The 16,532-nt window shown below is 42.2% G+C and carries 14 protein-coding genes and 1 pseudogene; 6 read left to right on the plus strand and 9 right to left on the minus strand.

The window, feature by feature from the left end; all coding sequences use genetic code 11:
• A partial coding sequence (gene argH, locus ACN6OV_RS08350) for an argininosuccinate lyase (RefSeq protein ID WP_427951865.1) occupies positions 1-1,356 on the plus strand: 1,356 nt, incomplete at its 5' end.
• A 21-nt stretch (positions 1,357-1,377) separates the two neighbouring features.
• Positions 1,378-1,650 carry an oxidative damage protection protein gene (locus tag ACN6OV_RS08355; protein WP_427951868.1) on the plus strand — a complete coding sequence of 91 codons (273 nt, stop codon included), beginning with the start codon at positions 1,378-1,380 and terminating at the stop codon, positions 1,648-1,650.
• A gap of 853 nt (positions 1,651-2,503) precedes the next feature.
• Here the strand turns inward: ACN6OV_RS08355 and pgsA are convergent.
• From pgsA to uvrC, 3 genes are all read right to left on the minus strand, one after another.
• Positions 2,504-3,091, minus strand: a complete 588-nt coding sequence (gene pgsA / locus ACN6OV_RS08360) for a CDP-diacylglycerol--glycerol-3-phosphate 3-phosphatidyltransferase (protein ID WP_427951871.1) — start codon at positions 3,089-3,091, stop codon at positions 2,504-2,506.
• A gap of 105 nt (positions 3,092-3,196) precedes the next feature.
• A complete protein-coding gene (locus tag ACN6OV_RS08365) occupies positions 3,197-3,991 on the minus strand; it encodes a thioesterase family protein (protein WP_427951874.1) in 795 nt (264 codons plus the stop codon).
• Between the two features lie 147 nt (positions 3,992-4,138).
• Positions 4,139-5,938, minus strand: coding sequence for an excinuclease ABC subunit UvrC (gene uvrC / locus ACN6OV_RS08370; protein ID WP_427951876.1), 1,800 nt, complete (start codon positions 5,936-5,938; stop codon positions 4,139-4,141).
• A 178-nt stretch (positions 5,939-6,116) separates the two neighbouring features.
• Between uvrC and ACN6OV_RS08375 the strand changes: the two genes are divergently transcribed.
• The gene (locus ACN6OV_RS08375) at positions 6,117-7,175 is read left to right on the plus strand and encodes an AAA family ATPase (protein ID WP_427951878.1); all 1,059 of its coding nucleotides are present in this window, start codon (positions 6,117-6,119) and stop codon (positions 7,173-7,175) included.
• Between the two features lie 51 nt (positions 7,176-7,226).
• On the opposite strand, the gene ACN6OV_RS08380 is transcribed toward ACN6OV_RS08375, so the two are convergent.
• Positions 7,227-7,637, minus strand: a complete 411-nt coding sequence (locus tag ACN6OV_RS08380; RefSeq protein WP_427951896.1) for a PH domain-containing protein — start codon at positions 7,635-7,637, stop codon at positions 7,227-7,229.
• 493 nt (positions 7,638-8,130) lie between these two features.
• On the opposite strand from ACN6OV_RS08380, the gene fadB reads away from it, so the two are divergent.
• Together fadB and fadA are read left to right on the plus strand one after the other, a co-directional pair.
• Positions 8,131-10,284, plus strand: coding sequence for a fatty acid oxidation complex subunit alpha FadB (gene fadB / locus ACN6OV_RS08385; protein ID WP_004978714.1), 2,154 nt, complete (start codon positions 8,131-8,133; stop codon positions 10,282-10,284).
• A gap of 12 nt (positions 10,285-10,296) precedes the next feature.
• A complete protein-coding gene (gene fadA, locus ACN6OV_RS08390) occupies positions 10,297-11,469 on the plus strand; it encodes an acetyl-CoA C-acyltransferase FadA (RefSeq protein WP_427951881.1) in 1,173 nt (390 codons plus the stop codon).
• A gap of 310 nt (positions 11,470-11,779) precedes the next feature.
• Here the strand turns inward: fadA and tehB are convergent, their stop codons facing one another.
• A complete protein-coding gene (gene tehB / locus ACN6OV_RS08395) occupies positions 11,780-12,646 on the minus strand; it encodes an SAM-dependent methyltransferase TehB (protein ID WP_427951884.1) in 867 nt (288 codons plus the stop codon).
• Positions 12,647-12,927: 281 nt separating this feature from the next.
• On the opposite strand from tehB, the gene ACN6OV_RS08400 reads away from it, so the two are divergent.
• Positions 12,928-13,482, plus strand: coding sequence for a hypothetical protein (locus ACN6OV_RS08400; RefSeq protein WP_427951887.1), 555 nt, complete (start codon positions 12,928-12,930; stop codon positions 13,480-13,482).
• A 94-nt stretch (positions 13,483-13,576) separates the two neighbouring features.
• Here the strand turns inward: ACN6OV_RS08400 and ACN6OV_RS08405 are convergent.
• The 4 genes and pseudogenes from ACN6OV_RS08405 to ACN6OV_RS08420 form a co-directional block, all read right to left on the minus strand.
• A pseudogene (locus tag ACN6OV_RS08405) lies at positions 13,577-13,853 on the minus strand (hypothetical protein).
• Between the two features lie 81 nt (positions 13,854-13,934).
• Complete coding sequence (locus tag ACN6OV_RS08410) at positions 13,935-14,684, minus strand: hypothetical protein (RefSeq protein ID WP_427951890.1); 750 nt, start codon at positions 14,682-14,684, stop codon at positions 13,935-13,937.
• A 173-nt stretch (positions 14,685-14,857) separates the two neighbouring features.
• Entirely contained in the window at positions 14,858-15,370 is a 513-nt protein-coding gene (locus ACN6OV_RS08415; RefSeq protein ID WP_427951892.1) for a hypothetical protein, read from the minus strand.
• A gap of 223 nt (positions 15,371-15,593) precedes the next feature.
• Complete coding sequence (locus ACN6OV_RS08420; RefSeq protein WP_427951894.1) at positions 15,594-16,325, minus strand: class I SAM-dependent methyltransferase; 732 nt, start codon at positions 16,323-16,325, stop codon at positions 15,594-15,596.
• Positions 16,326-16,532: the final 207 nt, after the last annotated feature.

Raw genomic sequence — 16,532 nt, forward strand, 5'->3', positions numbered from 1 at the left:
GCTACTGACGCTTTTGTTGCTGAATTTACAGCATCTGTACAATTTGACCAACGCTTTTATAAACAAGATATTGCAGGCTCAATTGCACATGCAACCATGTTGGCAAAAGTTGGCGTACTAACTGAACAAGAACGTGACGATATCATCAATGGTTTAACCACCATTCAAGCAGAAATCGAAGCAGGCGACTTTGAATGGCGCATTGATTTAGAAGATGTGCACATGAACATTGAGTCGCGCTTGACTCAGCGTATCGGCATCACGGGCAAAAAACTGCATACCGGTCGTAGCCGTAATGACCAAGTGGCTACCGACATTCGCCTCTACGTACGTGATGAAATCGATGCCATTTTAGAATTATTACAAAAATTGCAAAAAGGTATTTTGGGCTTAGCAGCAAAAAATACCAATACCATTATGCCGGGCTTCACCCACTTACAAACTGCACAGCCTGTGACTTTTGGTCACCATTTGATGGCGTGGTTTGAAATGTTGGTTCGTGACTCTGAGCGTTTGATTGACTGCCGTAAACGCACTAACCGCATGCCATTGGGTTCTGCTGCGCTTGCAGGTACAACCTACCCAATCGATCGTGCATTCACAGCTGAACTTTTAGGTTTTGAAGCGGTTGCTGAAAACTCACTCGATGCCGTTTCTGACCGTGACTTCGGTATCGAATTTAACGCTGCTGCATCCCTCATCATGATGCATTTATCGCGTATGTCAGAAGAAATGATTCTCTGGACCTCGGCACAGTTTAAATTTGTGAATATTCCAGACCGTTTCTGTACTGGTTCTTCAATCATGCCACAAAAGAAAAATCCCGATGTGCCTGAGTTGATTCGCGGTAAAACCGGCCGTGTCTATGGCGACTTAATGAGCCTATTAACCCTGATGAAAGGTCAGCCTTTAGCCTATAATAAAGATAACCAAGAAGACAAAGAGCCGTTGTTTGATGCGATTGATACCGTTCGTGGTTCATTGATGGCATTTGCTGACATGATCCCTGCATTGGTGCCAAATATTGACATCATGCGTGAAGCAGCACTTCGTGGCTTCTCAACGGCAACGGATCTTGCCGATTACTTGGTTAAAAATGGCGTGGCTTTCCGTGATGCGCATGAAATCGTTGGTAAAGCGGTTGCGCTAGGTGTACAAGAAGGTAAAGACCTCTCTGAACTGACTCTTGAGCAACTTCAACAGTTCTCTGACTTGATTCAAGCTGATGTATTTGAAAAAGCGTTAACTTTAGAAGCTTCAGTCAATGCACGTAATCACATTGGTGGTACCGCACCTGCACAAGTACAAGCAGCGATTGAACGTGCACATGCGCGTTTAGAGAAACTTTACGCATAATCTTAAATTTGGAGTATTGATATGTCTCGACAAGTTTTTTGCCGTAAGTATCAGGCTGACATGGAAGGCTTAGACTTTGCCCCTTTCCCGGGTATAAAGGGTCAAGAATTGTTTGATACGGTATCGAAACAAGCTTGGCAAGAATGGCTCAAACACCAAACTACGCTGATCAATGAAAAACGTTTAAATGTGTTTGAACCGGATGCAAAAAAGTTTCTTGAAGAACAACGCGAAAAATTCTTCAGTAATGATGAATCTTTAGAAAAAGCCGAAGGGCTAAAGCCTGAGGCATGATTGAGCGGAGCACTGCTCCGCCACGCCGCAAGACGAGCAGCTATGCTGCGCGTAGGCTTTAATCTATAAAGAATCTCCATATCATTGGGGATTCTTTTTTTATATTGCCTTATTTTTATGCAAGACAAGGACGAAGTCCGCATAGGCTTTAATTTGAAGAGCTTCTGAATTGGGGCTTTTCTTTTTATGAATCTTCGTGCCACGCCACCATATAAAAAAGCACTACCACGAAAAATATCCAACCCGATTACCCCCACCTCAAATGATTTCTGGTATATAAATAAGATCGTGTTCGGCAACAGAAAAAGGTAGCGGACTGGAACAACAATATTTTTTTGTTTTAAGCAAAATAAATGCTTTTTGAAGAAGTTTAAAAAACTCCACATTCACATTATTTATTTTATTGCTTGATCAAATTTACTTAAACTTAAGTAAATGAATATTCTATTAAATATTTCTAATTCACACTTAAATAATGCCATATACATACTTTTAACTTTAAATTCCATATCAAATTAGACCAAGTTAAAGCTCAATTTGTATCAAAAATTCTAAATGTAAATTCGTGATACATTTCTCAATAAAACGCAACATTACACTACAAGAACCTACATGTTTTTTTAAACTTACTTTCCTATAATACGAATCAAGGAGATGGAAACATCTTCAATTATAGCGATAAAGTAACCCCGATTTTCCTTCCCAGATTTCCCCCAAAATCTGGGAATTTTTTTATCCAAAATTTGCTGTTTAATTCCAATCTTGACCTTCATACCACGAGTTAAAAACAACTAAATGACAACCCATAAAAAAGCCCCTGTTCAGGAGCTTTGATCAATACAAACTTGGTACATTAAGGCTGTTTCAAATATGGCCAAGCGGCTTTTAAATAGATAAACATTGACCACAGGGTCAACACTACAGCCGTGTAAAGTAAGCCATATGCCAACATTTCTAGCGGTGGCCAATTTAACAGAAACACCGAAATCGCAATCATTTGAAAGGCGGTTTTATATTTACCTACGGTTGATACCGCAACACTGGTTCGTGCACCGAGTTCAGCCATCCATTCACGCAGTGCTGAGACAGTAATCTCACGAGAAATGATGACAATTGCCGCAAATGCCATGGAAATAGTTGGCTGCCATTGCACCAAAACGATTAATGCCGTTGCCACCATTAATTTGTCAGCGACTGGATCCAGAAAACGACCAAAGGCAGAAGTCTGATTTAAAGTTCGAGCCAAATAGCCATCGAACCAATCGGTAACTGCAGCAATCACAAAAATTGCGGTAAGTATAATATGGCGTGACATACCTGCTGCATCATCACTCACCCCCATGACCGGTGGCCAATACGCGACAAGCAAAAACACAGGAATTAAAGCAATTCGTGCCAATGTTAAAATGTTAGGAATATTCAGGATTCGACCTGTTGTCATAGACACCCCAGTATTTCCCCTCATGCACGATGAAAATGCAGAATAATTTGAGGATTTATCCATCGTTAGTTGGACTCACTTTATACGAAATGCCCAGCAGTGTCACTAGGCAAACACCGTAACCGTCTGTCGCGCAATCGCAATTAGGCGATCACTTTCATCCCATAAGTGTGCATATTCAGTGGCATAACCTTCTGCAGCATAATCTGTAAATACTTTATATTTAAACCAATTATGCAGACTGGATTGCAAAGGATGGACATAAGTCAAAGTCCACGTCAGTGAGCTGGCAGGCGCCATGTTTCGATACATCGGTGACACACCGGGCGGCCACATATCCATCGAGACCAATAAATCTGCTACATTCATTTGACGATTTTCGTGCTTTTCAGGATTGAAACGCATCCAACCACTAAAGTCCGGTTTTTGGCTGGCCGCACATGGATATTGACCTTCCACCCAGACCAAATCCATTTGCTGAAAACACTGTGGAGCTAAGGGATGATGCTCAGCAATTTGAAGCATTTCGGGTGCAGGAAACTCAGGCGCTGACCGTTCTTGATAAACCACGATTTCAGACTCACGTGGCACACCAAAGCTGGCCAATAAAATACTCTGCACCGTATCATCTTGCCAAATTCGTACTTCAATCGTGGTCACCGACTTGCCTTGTCGTAAAATTTCAGCACTTAAACGTACAGGCGCCATTTGTACAGGACCGACAAAAGTCACATTACAACTGAGTAAGCGACGATGGGGATCATTTACAGTGACCAAAGCTTTATGCATCATCATTCCTGCAACCAAGCCGCCATAAATGGTTCGACCTTGGAGCCATCCCTCAGGAATATCTCCCCATTCCTGTTGTTCGATCTGCTGATATAGCTGTTGAAGTGACATCATATTCCCTGATTATTTTTAATTTTTATATCATTGAATAAAATAGAGCTGATGTGAATGATCAATGACTCGAAGGTCAATGGTCATTTTGGCAATTTAAAACCGATAAGACTCTACAAAAAATCACTGCACAATATGAACTGAGTGCTATTCGTGCAATATCTTATAAATGGTCCGGGCCATGACCTCACCTAAGCCAGGCACCAGTTTCAAATCATTTTCCGAAGCTTTCAGCACACCTTGTATACCGCCAAAATGGGTCAACAAATCGCGTCGACGTTTTGGCCCAAGTCCTGGAATCACTTCTAATACCGATGAACCACGCTTTTTATCGCGTTTGGCACGGTGCTTGGTAATGGCAAAACGATGCGCTTCATCACGAACCTGTTGGATCAAATGCAACGCTTTGTGGTCTTCAGGCAATTGGATTTTTGATCCATCGGTAAAGTGCAAGGTTTCCAAACCGGGTTTACGTCCCTCACCTTTAGATACGCCAACCATATAGGCCTCAAGCCCCAAGTCTTGCATCACTTCCATCGCCATATGCAACTGACCTTTACCACCATCAATCAACAACAAATCAGGCAACATGTGCTTTTTGTAGCGCCGCGTCAGGGCTTGGCGCATCGCCGCATAGTCATCGCCTTCGGTAATATCATTAATCGCAAATTGACGATAATCCCGCTTACGCGCGCCCCCCGCATCAAAAACCACGCATGAAGCAATTGTCGCCTCGCCCATGGTATGGGAAATATCAAAGCACTCAATGCTATCAATCGGACGGCCGACCACTTGTTCTAACTGATAAAAGCGTTCATTTAATTCAAAATGATCGGCGAGTTTTCCTCGAATTGCATGCTGCACATTCATCTGTGCTAATTCTTGCCACTCGGCACGAGTTTCACGCACTTTATGCTTGATTTGAATTTTCTTATCAAAGTGTTGATATAAGGCTTCTTCCATCTCTTTACGATCTGGAATATCCACATTGATGATGAGTTCAGTTGGAATCTCATCTGCCACCTGAAAGTAAAAATTGGCAATAAAATCGGAGAGCATTTGCCCCAAATCATCGCCCAACATATCAGGGAAATAACTTTTTCCGCCGAGCATTTTCCCGTTACGCACATGCATGATCTGCACACAAGTCACCCCAGCCTGATACGCAATCGCAATAATGTCCGCTTCACCTTTGACTTTATAAATCGCTTGCTGCGTTTGTACATCACGCAGCAATGCCATGCGGTCACGGTAAAATACGGCCTTTTCAAACTCGAGTGCTTCAGCCGCTTCTTCCATTTTGGCAATGAGCTCTTGATTCAGCTCTTTGGTATCGCCCCGCAAAAAGCGAATCGAGTTATTCACATCCTCATTATACGCTTCAGGCGAGATTAAGCCCACGCAAGGCGCAGAACAACGCTTAATTTGATATTGCAAACATGGGCGCTTACGCTGCGAAAAATAGCTATTTTCACATTGGCGCACATTAAATAGTTTTTGTAATACCACCAAAGTATCACGAGCATTGTACGCACTTGGATATGGCCCAAAAAACTTGCCCGCCTGATGTTTGCCCTTACCGCGACCTGCAGCAATACGCGGATAAGGTTTATCGGCAGAAATAAAGATATAGACATAGGATTTGTCGTCACGCAGCATGATGTTATACGGCGGACGATGCAGCTTAATCAGGTTTTGTTCGAGCAATAAGGCTTCGGTTTCAGAGCGCACCACCAAGGTTTCAATATCGTAAATCCGTGCCACTAAAGCCTGTGTTTTCGGATGCTCAATGGTTTTAACAAAATAGCTCGACACGCGATTTTTTAAATTCTTGGCCTTACCCACATACAGCAACTCACCGTCTTTACCAAGCATGCGGTAAACACCGGGTAAAGTGGTCATATTAGCCAGAATTTTTTCAATATGTTCGCGTGCGTTTTCGTTCACTTTTGCCTTGTTCCATCATCGATATTGCTCTTTGACATGATGTGATGCTTTTACCTGCATTTTCAAGCAATCCAGCAACTTTATTGTTGCTCATAGCAATGATCTGATTGCTAAAAGCTATTAATGCAAAATTCTAAATTTGCTATGCTCAAAACATCCCGCTTTAGGAACATGATGCATGACGAACGCCAATCCCGCCATCCATGTCGTACACCCGACAACTTCGACGCATAGCACTGCTGAAAAAAACCGTTTGATGGGTAAACCGCGTTTTCATTTTGAACCGCGTGACGTTATGCAACGCTTAAAGCAACGGATCATTGGACAAGAAGCGGCATTAGACGAAATTGAAAAAATGCTGCATGTAGTCAAGGCTGATTTTTCCAGTCCAGAACGTCCATTGTCAGTAACATTGATGCTCGGCCCGACTGGTGTCGGCAAAACCGAAACCGTGCGTTTAATCAGTGAAGTGATTTATGGCCGACCTGATGCCTTTTGCCGTATTGATATGAACACGCTCGCACAGGAACATTATGCGGCTGCCATTACCGGTGCGCCTCCGGGCTATGTCGGCTCTAAAGAAGGCCATAGTTTATTTGATGAGGTTGCCATTGCGGGTAGTCATACCCGTCCGGGCATCGTACTTTTTGATGAACTAGAAAAAGCGTCAACCGAAGTACTTCGCGGCTTAATGAATGTGCTTGATAGCGGAAAGTTAACCTTAACCTCGGGTACAAAAACCATCGACTTTCGTAATTGTATGATCTTTATGACCAGCAATGTCGGTGCGCAAGCAGCACAGCACTATTTGGATAAATTGAAGTTTCTACCAGAAAAAATTCAGAAGATTTGCCTCAAGCGCATACCTGTCAGCAGCATCATTGAAAAAGTTATGCAACGTCAATTTGACCCTGAATTTATTAACCGTATTGATCGTATTTTGCAGTATCAGCCCGTGCAAGATCATGCCTTACCGCGTTTGGTTGAGATTGAACTGGAAAAACTTAATCTGCGTCTACAACATCAAAAACGTAGTGTGTATCTAACCGCTACGGCCAAAGCATATTTCTACCAAAACCATGACATTCGCTATGGTGCGCGTCATTTGGCGCGAAAAATACGAGTAGAACTTGAGCCAATTTTGGCGATGTATTTTTTACAGTATCCTGAACAAACTCAATTACACTTAGATGCACAACACGACAAGTTGGTGATCACCGACGAACTTAATTCATAAAAAAGCACGTGATCGCGTGCTTCTATTGATTTTAAGCGACCAAATTGATAATCAACTTAAGTTGATGCCCAATGCCTGCGCAAAAGCTTGCTGGTCTTTGGGTGAAACCATGACAAATTTGGCTTTCCCCTCCTGCACATATTCGATTTTTAAACGTTTAATCGAAAGCGCAGGCGCAGCAGATAAATCCTGACTTGGACTAACGCGCTGAATCTCGACCAATGGAATACGCCAACGCACAAACATGCTGCGGATATTCAAATGTGTTTTCGTGATTTGATAACGCGTATTGAAAGGCCACCATAAAATCAGCACCGTCAACACGTACACGGCGGTATGAACAGGATATTGCTGCATGGTACCTTTAGCTTGCATCGTCAGTAATAATTGAATGAGCAAGCCACTCATACAAATAATAAATGCGACCACCCACCAATCTTTTTTAGAGCTAAACGTGTACATTGCATCCCCCATCTATTGTGTTCATTCTATACAAGATTTTTCGATTAGCATGCAACTTTGCGGATTAATTTTAAAGCGTATAAAAAATACCCAGCAGAGCGTATTTTTTCAATCTTTGTTTCACTATTAAAATAAATATGGATGCACAAAAATCAGGAAGAATAAAATCAATTGACCATTCTGCCCAAAATATACGTGAATTTTTCTTGAAAAATTCTGTAATTTCTCTTTATATAAAATGGTTTAACTTAAAAAATGTGAATTGAAACATTAACTTCAACACATTTTGCTATCACAACACCCAAAAGAACAACGAATAAGCTATTTTCATTATGAAATTTTGATGACCCTAGCGTCACGGCTTGATACAACTTGTTATATTCTTTTTGGATATAGTTATCGTAAGATTAGCGAGGCAAAAAGTGTACGCAGGAAGCGCGTACTCGCTTCACAACATCAACTTAGAAGTCCTCCAAAATAAAGGAGATCAGGCATGATCCACGCTGGCAATGCCATTACCGTCCAAATGCTTTCGGACGGAATTGCAGAATTCCGCTTTGACTTACAAGGTGAGTCGGTCAACAAATTTAACCGTGCAACGATTGAAGATTTCAAAGCTGCAATTGACGCTGTTAAAGCAAACGGTGACATCAAAGGCTTAATCGTTACTTCGGCTAAATCTACATTTATCGTTGGCGCAGATATTACTGAATTTGGTGCAAACTTCGCTCAAGGCGAACAAGCGATTGTGGATTGGGCATTGCCTGTTCACGACATCTTCAACGCGTTTGAAGATTTAGAGATTCCTAAAGTTGCAGCGATCAATGGTATGGCATTGGGCGGTGGCTTTGAAATGTGTCTCGTGTGTGACTATCGTGTGATGTCAGAAGCGGCTCAAGTCGGTCTTCCTGAAATCAAACTGGGCATCTTCCCTGGTTTCGGTGGTACGGTTCGTTTAAGCCGTCTAATTGGTATCGACAATGCAGTTGAATGGATGGCAATGGCTAATCCTAAAAAACCAGCTGCTGCACTAAAAGACGGTGCGGTTGATGCGGTTGTTGCTGCAGACAAACTACAAGACGCTGCGATTGACTTGGTTAAACAAGCCCTTGCTGGCCGTGTAGACTGGAAAGCAAAACGCCAGGAAAAACTTGACCCAGTTAAATTGAACCCAATCGAACAAATGATGGCGTTCAACTCGGCGAAAGGTGCAGTTCTTGCAAAAGCAAATCCTGCTCAATACCCTGCGCCTAAACTTCTTCTTGACTCATTACAAGCAGGTGCAAGCCTTCCACGTAATGAAGCACTTCAAGCTGAAGCGGCTGGTTTTGCAAAAGCAGCCATTACACCACAAGCAAATGCGTTAATTGGTCTATTCATCAATGACCAAGTGGTGAAGAAAACTTCGAAGAAATATGAAAAAGGTGCACACCCTGTAAACCAAGCGGCTGTATTGGGCGCGGGTATCATGGGTGGTGGTATTGCTTACCAAGCGGCAAGCAAAGGCACACCAATCATCATGAAAGACATTGGTAACCCGCAACTTGCTTTGGGTATGAAAGAAGCCAATGGCTTACTGACCAAACAAGTTGAACGTAAGAAGATGAAACCTGCTCAAATGGGTGAAACGCTTGCGCGCATCCGTCCAACTTTAAGCTATGACGAGTTTAAAGAAGTGGACATCGTGATTGAAGCAGTGACTGAAAATCCAAAAGTAAAAGGCATTGTACTTGCTGAAACTGAGAAGAATGTTCGTGACAACACGATCATTGCTTCAAATACTTCAACAATTTCAATCACACGTTTGGCTGAAAACCTACAACGTCCTGAAAACTTTGTCGGTATGCACTTCTTTAACCCAGTACACATGATGCCATTGGTAGAAGTGATCCGTGGTGAGAAGACTTCGGCTGAAGCGATTGCGACCACTGTAGTTCTTGCTCAGAAAATGGGTAAAACACCAATCGTAGTGAACGACTGCCCAGGTTTCCTTGTAAACCGCGTATTGTTCCCTTACTTCGGTGCATTTGACCTTCTATTGAAAGACGGTGCTGACTTCCAACAAGTCGACAAAGTCATGGAAAAATTCGGCTGGCCTATGGGTCCTGCTTACTTGATCGACGTTGTTGGTATCGACACGGGCGTTCATGGTGCAGAAGTCATGGCGGAAGGTTTCCCTGACCGTATGAAGCCTGACTTCAAAGGTTCAATCGAAATCATGTACGAAAACAAACGTTTGGGTCAAAAGAATGACGTTGGTTTCTACAAATACGAACTTGACCGTAAAGGCAAAAAAGCCAAAGTGGTTGATCCAACTGCGTATGAACTTGTTGCTACTGTGGCAACTGCAGAAAAACGCGAGTTTGATGCTCAAGAAATCATTGACCGTATGATGCTTGCTTTCTGTAACGAAACTGTTCGTTGCTTAGAAGACAACATCGTAGCGACTGCTTCTGAAGCAGACATGGCGATGATTATGGGTGTAGGTTTCCCTCCATTCCGTGGTGGTCCATGCCGTTACATCGACCAAACAGGTGTTGCTGAATATGTTGCACTTTGCGACAAATACGCACACTTAGGTAAGGCTTATGAAGCGCCACAAATGTTGCGTGACATGGCTGCTAACAACAAAAAATTCTACGGTTAAGGAGCAACGTGAATGGCTACTTTAAATCCACGTGACGTTGTCATCGTTGATGGCGTACGTTCAGCAATGGGTAAAACCAAAAATGGTATGTTCCGTAACGTCCGTGCTGACAGCTTATCTGCTGAATTAGTACGTGCGCTTGTTGCTCGTAACCAGTTTGATACCAATGAAGTTGAAGACGTAATCTGGGGCTGTGTAAACCAAACCCTAGAGCAAGGTATGAACATTGGTCGTAACATTGCATTGTTAGCAGACCTACCACGTACTGTTGCAGGTCAAACAGTGAACCGTCTTTGTGGTTCTTCTATGCAAGCAATCCATACAGCGGCTGCGCAAATTGCAACTAACCAAGGTGATGTTTTCATCATCGGTGGTGTAGAGCACATGGGTCACGTTGGCATGATGCACGGCATCGACATCAACCCAGAAGCGTCTAAGCACTATGCAAAAGCGTCTAACATGATGGGCTTAACGGCTGAAATGTTAGGTCGTATGAACGGCATTTCACGTGAAGAACAAGATGCGTTCGGTGTTGAATCTCACCGCCGCGCTTGGGCTGCAACACAAGAAGGTCGTTTCAAAAATGAAATCGTGGGTGTTGAAGGTCATGATGCAAATGGCTTCAAAATCCTTTGCGATATCGACGAAGTAATTCGTCCAGATGCAAACCTTGAAGCATTCAAAGGTTTACGTCCTGTATTTGACCCGAAAGGCGGTACAGTAACAGCTGCGACTTCTTCAGCTTTGTCTGATGGTGCTTCTGCAATGCTACTGATGTCTGCTGAACGTGCTCAAGCTTTAGGTCTTAAGCCACGTGCTGTAATTCGCTCTATGGCGGTTGCAGGCTGTGACGCAGCGATCATGGGTTATGGTCCTGTACCAGCAACGCAAAAAGCATTGAAACGTGCTGGTTTGTCGCTTGCTGACATTCAAACTTTCGAGTTAAACGAAGCGTTCGCTGCACAAGGCCTATCTGTACTTAAAGGCTTAGGCATTTATGACCAACAAGACCGTGTGAACTTAAACGGTGGTGCGATTGCATTGGGTCATCCATTGGGCTGTTCAGGTGCGCGTATCACAACTACGCTTCTAAACGTGATGGAGCAGCAAGATACGCAAATCGGTCTTGCGACGATGTGTATCGGTTTGGGTCAAGGTATCGCGACCATTATCGAACGTGTTTAATTCTTAAATACTGAGATAAAAGAAACCCCGCATGTGCGGGGTTTCTTTTTGATGAACTAACTAATCATAAAATCTGTTTCATAAATCGAAAAGTGAACATGAATGGGCAATAAAATGAATATTGAAAGTCCCTTCTCCCTCTGGGATGAGGAGCATGCTCCGCAAGAGGATGAGGGTGCTTTTATTATAGAATCCTCTCCCTGAGCGGTATTCTGCGCAAGTCTCCTTAAAAAGGAGAGGAAACTTCCATCATGAAATAAACATTACTCAAAACAATAAAATTTTAAATTCTGATATCTTCAGCAAGTTATTATTCAACCCGCTGCGCCAACAAAGTCGCAAAATGCTGTTTAATCCGATTGCCCTGCTCATCTACCCGATGCAGCTCACCGACATTTTCATTGTATTTCACAATCTTCCACCCTTCATACAGTGCACTTAACTCCCCTGCTTTAAAGCTAAATGGAAAGTCAGGCTGTACAGGAATGTCAGGCGTATCCATTGCACAGACAATCAAGTTATAACCATTTACATTGGTAGCTTGCTGCATCTGCGCAATCAGCGGTTTTACGGTTTGAGCTTCTAAAAACATCATCACTACGGTACAGCAAATAAAGTCATATTTACCTGTAATACTCCGGTCAGCATTGAGGTCGCGTTGTTGCACGTGAATTTTTTCAATCCCTTCAGCTTCTATAATCTGCTGCAGTTTTTGCAAACTTTGTGGATTCACATCCCATGCATCAACTTCATAACCCTGCTGATTTAAATACAGACTATTACGCCCCTGCCCACAACCGACATCTAACGCACGACCACCCTGCAAATATGGTGTCGCAGCTAAAATTTCAGAATGGGTCGGTGTTAGTTGATATTTCTTATAAAAATAATCTTGCGGGGTACAGTAAAATTTTAACTGGCATTGTACATCGTCACTGGTAGACACAATTTTGTGCCATGCCTGAGGTTCAATAAATGGCGGTTGCTGCTCAGGACTAAACGTATGCTCGGACTGTACATTGCCTGATTCATCCAGCATGGCAAAATTGACTTCACCTTGCAGCACCGTCAATTTTGCCCATGTGCCGGCTTTGGTATTGTGCTGTTTTTTAAAGCCTTGTGGAATCATCTGCTGCGTCCACACAGGAAGTTCTTTATAACAAATTAGCTGTTCCATAAAAGCCCGCACTCCAAAGTATCGATTGAAAACCTATGCTTTCACCATAATCGTTTTAGTGGTCATTTAAAACCCTTTCATCACCTCGGATTTATGTTCAATAGGCGCACCGACACTATTTATTTTTACCTTGCTCCGCAACATCATGTTGCTCGTTTGTAAATTTGGTGGAATATTCATACGATCAAAACCATTACACTCTGCGATGCAACCCATCAACTCTTGATAAAGCATAAAATTTACACTGCCTTATTTTAACTAAGTTTTATAGAGTGATGACTATGAACGCAATCAAAACTACTTTAGCAATTGCTTTAGTTGCTGCAACTTCTTCTGCGATGGCTGCAACAGCAGTTGAACAAAAACCTGTAACACTTGTTGATGTTGCTCCCGCACAAGTGGCTCAAGTAAAAGCCGCTCCTGTAAATGCTGTTGAAGCAACAAAAGAACTTGTGAAAAACCAAGTTGCTGTCGCTGAAAAAGCCGTTGAAACTCAAACTTTAACCATCAAAGAAACAACGACTGCAAAAGTTGCAGACGTTAAACAAGCGACTGTTGCAAAAGTAGAAGCAGCAAAAGAAGCAACTGTAGCGACTCAAAATGCTGCCGTAGCTCAAGCTGAAGTGGTAAAAGCTGTAGCTGCTGAAAAAGCAGTAGATGCAAAAGATGCTGTCGTTGCACAAGCGGCTGAAGCAAAAGAAACTGTTGAAACTAAAGCTGAAGAAGTAAAAGCTGAAGCAAAACAAGAATGCGTTGAAAAATGTGTAGAAGAAAAAGTTGAAGCCGTTAAAACTGAGAAAAAAGGCTTTTTCTCTTGGTTTAAAAAATCCGCTTAATCGCTAAAAGACTAGCTTGATCTTATTCCAAGCCAGTCAAAAAAAGTGCCTCGCTTGTAGGCACTTTTTTATATGTCTTTAAAAAGTAACTGCTCTATAAATTTAGTAACTGTTCTCTTAACCAGGCCATATATTTTTCCTGATCCATAAAATCCGGCGCGCTGCCCGTATCCAAACTATAAAACTGCTGATTAAACTCAATCACAATTTGTTCCGTCATATACCAATCTTCAATCATGCGAAAATGCTGACTAAAGAAAAAAACGGTTTTTACCCCAGTTATTTAAACTCTCTAAACGCGGATATTGTCGATTTTCCAGAAAATCGATATACACCTGCTGAATGTCGTCAAATAGATGAATGGTTCGCATAATGGCTGACCTCCGTCATGGATGCAGAACGCTGCTTTCCTGTACTGTAGCCCGCCAATTTGAAGGTTATATGACAACCATTTAAAGCTTTTGTTTCAACTCAGTTCGGTTCTTCTGTCGGATCGTATCCATTTGCGTATTCAGTTGTAAAATTTCTGTATATAACTGATTAAACTGTTTTAATGGAGCATCTTCATAAAACATGATCAATTTATTTTTCTTCTCCCATTTATGCGCTTTAAGTACTTTAAAAATTTCATCTGCTTTGGCTAGACTTTGTTTTTCCAGTTCAAATAAAGCATGCGACTCATCACTGTCCCGACTGTCGCGTAGGCTTTGAGTAATCTGTTGACGAAAGATACTTTTAATCGGTAAATGCTTGGCCTGTGCTAAAGCATTTTCCTCTTGTTTGGTGGTTTTGAGTTCATATGCATCGACCACCGCATGCACGTTTTGTAGCATCTGTTCGGTTTCTTGATACTGATTTTTCTTGTCTTTCACTAAACGGTCAATATCGAGAAATTTATCCCAATTTAATGCTTTTAAATCACGAATATATTGATTCCGCGCTTCGGCACGCTGCATCATCTGACTCAAAATAAAGTCAGACATGATTTTATAATCACCAGTTAAACGTGGGTCAGAAACCTCAACCTGAATGGGTTTTTCCCATTGCTGTGCTTGCTGAAAAATTTGCTCAGTTTTTTCTAATAACACGGTTTGATACGTTTCAAGTTGTGCCGCTTCTTTTTGTTGCACAGTATATTGATAAAACATCCAACCAAAGACCAGCACCGTGGCGCAGCCTAAAATCACAAAGATACGTGGCATAGCTCGCTCCGAATCCCCTTTTATTCATCATAACCAAAAACACGAAATATGGCGATAAAACAGACGATTTCAATATTGAAGTTGTTTTACTGTATTTTCACTGTGCCTATCAAAAAGGAAATTCATGCATAAAGCATGAATTTCCTGATGAGGTTTGATTACAGCATGGAACATTAAGGTGAAATATTCGGATTAGCATTCAATGGACGGTCAATGATCCCGATATTGAGTTGTTCACGACTGATTTGCACATTGGTGGCATTACGATCAATTCCAAAAGGTTGCAACATAATGTACAGCCCATTACGTGGATCAGAAGACTGAAATCCCGCTGCAATATTGAAAATGTGCTGTTGCATCAGGGGTGATAAATTGGACAGATCTGGCATCGCTGCGGCAGGCAAAATATCGACATTTGCAACAATGGTCGCATCTACCCCTTTATTTTGAGTATCACGCTCCAACTTCTGCACACGTTGTTGCAAGGCTTGGCGGCTATCCACCTGCTCTTGATATTCAACAATACCGGTTTCTGCACGCATTTCACGGTCTGCCATAATGGTGAGTGCGGGCATTTGTATTGCTGGCTCTGGACTTTCTGCTTGGCTTGCCGCAAAGACGGACGATACAGATAAAGTAGAACTGATAAATATAAGAGCGGAAACAGATTGAGGGAGATTCATCATGTTTAATTCCGGACGTTTATACACAGGAGAATGAACAAAAAAGCATTCTAGAAGAACCCTTATTGTACAACATTTAGGCGACTACCTTCTGCGATGCCCGACAAACGGCATAGCGCCCAAATCGGATGAAGACCTGAATTATCCAGTTTTAAACTGACTTTTTATAATGATAATTTAGAAAATAAAAGCATCTGAATCTGCTCTAGATGCAGATGCAAAATGATCAATGTCCAATTCTGAGTAACACCGGAAAATACAATTCAAACCGGTTCTGCGCATGCTGTTGGAAAAACGCAGTTAAATCCACCAATGGGTCTAGATCGGGATGCTGTTTCTGATAATGCTTAAGCCCCGACCAAGTACTTAAATAATTTAAGATTTGCGCTGATGACCATGCATAATCTAGCGTCAATTTTGGTACGTCATATTCCTGAAAAGGAAACGGGAGGCTGCGGTATTCCTCATCGACATAATGTCGTTCTGCATCCCAATAGCCTTTTAAAGTACCAAAATACAATTCATCAATTAGACGATTTAACTCAGGATCTTTGGCTTGAATCAATCCATAGCCCACAATAGCCAAAATCCCCTCAGGTTTTAATACGCGGCGAACTTCGGCATAAAAGTCATCAAAATCAAACCAGTGAATTGCTTGTGCTACCGTAATTAAGTCTACGGAATGAGCTGCCAATGAACAGTGTTCTGCGCTGGCTTTTTCATAATGTACATTGTCTAATACGGGAGCTTGTGCCAATTGTTCGGCACTTAAATCTGTGGCTAAAACCTGTTGAAAATAAGGCGCTAAACGCTGGGTAAACTGTCCAGAGCCTACACCACAATCCCAAGCCTGCTCACGTGTGAGCACATGCTGTAAAACGACATCCACCACTTCAGCGGAATAGTCTGGACGTGCCTGCTGATACAGCGTACTCCCTTCGGAGAAAAGATCTTTCATAGTCGAAATTTATGGGTTGTTTTTTGATGAGTGTAATGCAGTTGTTGTGAACTGAAACTACAACTTAGGCCAGAGATAAAGCATAAATCATCGACACTATAAAAACTCAAGACGAAAAAAAACCTCAAATATGGTTTGAGGTTTTTTGAATATGGTGGCGAGACCCAGGATCGAACTGGGGACACACGGATTTTCAATCCGTTGCTC

This window comes from Acinetobacter sp. (assembly GCF_050285345.1).
In the GTDB taxonomy this organism is placed as follows: domain Bacteria; phylum Pseudomonadota; class Gammaproteobacteria; order Pseudomonadales; family Moraxellaceae; genus Acinetobacter.

Coding starts and splice junctions, on each gene's coding strand:
- fadA (WP_427951881.1), top strand. CDS start 10,297: ATGGCTACTTTAAATCCACGTGACGTTGTCATCGTTGATGGCGTACGT.
- fadB (WP_004978714.1), top strand. CDS start 8,131: ATGATCCACGCTGGCAATGCCATTACCGTCCAAATGCTTTCGGACGGA.
- ACN6OV_RS08420 (WP_427951894.1), bottom strand. CDS start 16,325: ATGAAAGATCTTTTCTCCGAAGGGAGTACGCTGTATCAGCAGGCACGT.
- ACN6OV_RS08365 (WP_427951874.1), bottom strand. CDS start 3,991: ATGTCACTTCAACAGCTATATCAGCAGATCGAACAACAGGAATGGGGA.
- ACN6OV_RS08375 (WP_427951878.1), top strand. CDS start 6,117: ATGACGAACGCCAATCCCGCCATCCATGTCGTACACCCGACAACTTCG.
- ACN6OV_RS08380 (WP_427951896.1), bottom strand. CDS start 7,637: ATGTACACGTTTAGCTCTAAAAAAGATTGGTGGGTGGTCGCATTTATT.
- ACN6OV_RS08400 (WP_427951887.1), top strand. CDS start 12,928: ATGAACGCAATCAAAACTACTTTAGCAATTGCTTTAGTTGCTGCAACT.
- ACN6OV_RS08355 (WP_427951868.1), top strand. CDS start 1,378: ATGTCTCGACAAGTTTTTTGCCGTAAGTATCAGGCTGACATGGAAGGC.
- ACN6OV_RS08415 (WP_427951892.1), bottom strand. CDS start 15,370: ATGATGAATCTCCCTCAATCTGTTTCCGCTCTTATATTTATCAGTTCT.
- tehB (WP_427951884.1), bottom strand. CDS start 12,646: ATGGAACAGCTAATTTGTTATAAAGAACTTCCTGTGTGGACGCAGCAG.
- ACN6OV_RS08410 (WP_427951890.1), bottom strand. CDS start 14,684: ATGCCACGTATCTTTGTGATTTTAGGCTGCGCCACGGTGCTGGTCTTT.
- pgsA (WP_427951871.1), bottom strand. CDS start 3,091: ATGACAACAGGTCGAATCCTGAATATTCCTAACATTTTAACATTGGCA.